The 3,541-nt window shown below is 35.2% G+C and carries 1 protein-coding gene; it reads left to right on the top strand.

Features of this window, described 5'->3' with window-relative positions; genetic code table 11:
* Positions 1 to 761: 761 nt before the first annotated feature.
* Positions 762 to 3,335 (top strand): AAA family ATPase, encoded by a 2,574-nt coding sequence (locus PTZ19_RS25210; protein WP_276358462.1) that lies wholly within the window; start codon positions 762 to 764, stop codon positions 3,333 to 3,335.
* The last annotated feature ends 206 nt before the right edge of the window (positions 3,336 to 3,541 follow it).

Below are 3,541 nucleotides of genomic sequence, written 5' to 3'. Positions count from 1 at the left end.
AGTTGGGTTCGATCGCGCGCAGGTCTGCAGAGCAGACCGAGCACGGCATCTGTCTACCGCTGCGCTCTGCTTCGTCGAGTGATCTTCGACAGCAAGTTCAATGAGGAATCATATACTCCCCTCTCGCCTCCACCACCATTTAAATCCACAATCGCATGAAGTTGTGGATTGGTGCCTTTTTCCCCCATTATAGGCAAAAGTGAAAGACCGCTAATAAAGTATTTGGCAGAAAACGGCTATATCAAATAGATATCAAGTTAGATCAACTGTAAAACATCTATAAAAATTATCGGTTACTAACAAAAGTGTTTGTTAAAATGAATATTTATCTGCTATCTTTTCCAAATTCTCCGTCAATGCCGTTAGTTATGGTGTTTTTAGAACGTGTATAGAATTTTTCTGCCATTACCGATGGATTATGCAGATTGAAAACTTAATCGGGAGACTTTTTATCATTAAATAATGTTTTCTGGACTTATTCTGACGATCGAATATGTTATGGACCTAAAGATAGGATAACATTCTGTCCTAGGCTTGGTTGCCGTTATTCGGAAATCAAGATTCATTAAGAATGTTAAATTTGGTATTATTATGTTAGTAGTCGTCGAAAACAAATAACGTTCGTTTTAAAATTTTTCAAATGGAAAATTAAAACAATTGTTGGGCTTAAGTAATGACGTAAATTTGCATAATATAAAACATCAGTGCGTAGCTTCATTGAATATGACTACGCTTTTTATTTTTCACTAGGAGTGATACTGATGCATGAAATTCTTGTTGATGTTGAATATTGGTTAAGTCAAAGACCAAAATGGTTGCAAAATGCAGCTTCTCGATTAGTGAGAACTACAAAATTGTCAGATAAGGATATTCAAGAACTAATTGAACTATGTAAGATGGAAGTCGATTCAGATCGTACAACTAAGGAATCTACTACACTTCCTCTTAAAGATATCTTCTCTAACAGCGATACTAAATATTTAAGATTGGTATCGATCGGTGAAGTTAAGGGAATTAATGCACTAAATCCTAGAAAGCCGTTACAATTTGGTTCAGGTCAATTAACTATAGTTTACGGTCAAAATGGCTCCGGGAAATCGAGTTATGTAAAATTGTTAAAACATGTGTGTGGAGGGCGAGAACCTGGAAAGTTGATAGGGAACGTCTTTCAAGAGAAAGCTGTCCAAAAACAAGAATGTGCAATTGTTTATAACGATGGAACAGCAGATCATCAAATAAAATGGAGCTCAGAACAAGGAACTATAGAGCAATTAAATAGTATTCATCTTTATGATACTGCATGTGCAAATGTCTACGTTAATGAAGAAAATGAAGTCGCTTATGAGCCATGGTTGCTTACTTTCTTTACCGAACTAACTGATGTTTGTCAAAAAGTTGGACAAGCTTTGAAGGAAGAAAGTAATAGAATTGAAATAAAGCAATATAATCTGCCGAAAGAATATCAAGATACCAAGGCAGGAGCTTGGCTTCAGAAAATTAATAATAAAACCACTTCCGATGATGTTGATAAAAATTGTAGTTGGAGTAACACAGATGAACAATTACTTAATGAGTTAAAACAACTTCTTGGAGAAACAAATCCTATTGAAAAGGCGAATAAACTTAATCAAATAGCAAGAAACGCCAAAAGTTTAATTAATATATTTCAAGAATTAATAGAGAAATATAGTGATGAAAATATTTCAAAAATCATTAGTGAGAAAAATGAAATGGTTGTAAAGAAAAAGGCAGCAGAAGAGGATGCGTTGAAAATTTTTGAAGGCTCCTCTTTTGAAGGAATCGGAACAGAGAGTTGGAAATTGCTGTGGCAACATGCGCGCGAATTCTCTGAAAAACTTGCCTACCCTCAATTTCCTTTTCCTTATACAGGGGACGACTCGAAATGTGTTTTGTGTCATCAACCATTAACAGATGATGCAAAGCAGAGACTTGTCAATTTTGAAAGTTATGTTAAAGGGGTATTAATGAGAGAGGCTCAAGTCGCTGAAGAGCATTTTAAGCTGACAAAAATGGGTCTTCCAGAAATTCTAACCGATGAATCCATTATACTGCATCTTAATTCTATAGGATTGACTGATGAATTAGAAATTAGAAAATTTATTGGACTATTGACTACTCTTCGGAAACGAAAAGATGCAATAGACAAGGTGCAAAATTTAGGGGAGTTAACTCCAATTCAAGAACATACTGTTTTAGATTCGTTATCTGAAATTGCTTTGACTTATGAGCAGCAGTCATCGAGTTTAATTAGCTTAGTTGAACAGGATAACAGGAAGGAAATTTCAGGAAGAATAAGAGAGTTGGAAGCAAGAAAATGGATTGCTCAACAACAACAACTTGTTACGGAGAACATTGCAAAATTAAAACTTCGAACTAAGTTAGAACAATCGATAAGACTTACAAATACTCAAGCACTTTCAACAAAAAAATCGGAGCTGTCCGATAAATTAATTACTGCTGAGTATATATTAAGATTTAACCAAGAGCTTAAGGTATTAGGTGGCAATAGGTTGAAAGTTGAGTTGATTAAATCAAGAGCACAAAGAGGACATATATTTCATAAGATTCAACTTAAGGATTGCAAGTTACCTGTTAAGGCGGCAGATGTCTTAAGTGAGGGAGAGTTTAGGATTGTTTCGCTATCTGGTTTTATAGCTGACGTTGAGGCAGATCCGCACAATACTCCATTTATATTTGATGATCCTATATCATCTCTGGATCAGGATTTTGAGGAAGCTACGGTTGAACGTCTTGTTAGACTCAGCCAAACGAGACAAGTTATTGTTTTTACACATCGGATCTCTTTGTTAACTTTGTTGTTAGAACAAGCGAAAAGGAAAAGTATTGAATCAAATATTATTTGTTTACGATCAGAGGTTTGGGGAACAGGAGAACCTGGCGAACTACCAATTTACATTAACAAAACAGAGAAAGCATTGAATTCACTGTTAAATGATAGATTATCTAAGGCCAAAAAAATTTTTCATGAGGAAGGCAGGGAAGAATATGATGTTTATGCAAAAGGTTTATGCAGCGATTTTCGGAGTTTACTTGAACGAATTATAGAATATGATCTGATGTCTGATGTAGTACATCGTTTTAGAAGAGCAGTTAACACCATGGGTAAAATACATAGGTTAGCACTGATAAATCAGGAAGATTGTCGTTTATTTGATGAATTTATGACCAAGTATTCTAGGTACGAGCATTCACAATCAATGGAATCACCTGTTGATATACCTGATCCCGATGGAATAAAAGCAGATATAGAAAAAATAAAATTATGGCTAGAAGAATTTAAATCTAGAAGTTAGATCAATATACTGTTTTCCCTATAGCTCAACTTTTTGATTCTAAGAAATTCTCTTGAGGTGTTTTAAAGCAAAGAAAGTCGGCTGTTTAATCTATAAAAAGCACCTCCCCAAAAAACCTAAGTATCACGTGGCGGCGAATTGTGGATTAGCCAAGCCATGGTTCGCCTCCACCATAAAAACTCTGACCGCACGAGGTCAGAGTTTTT

Source organism: Cohnella caldifontis (genome assembly GCF_029360585.1).
Lineage (GTDB): Bacteria > Bacillota > Bacilli > Paenibacillales > Paenibacillaceae > Cohnella > Cohnella caldifontis.
The sequence above is the reverse complement of the archived record's forward strand: the minus strand, read 5'-3'. Positions and strand labels throughout refer to the sequence as shown.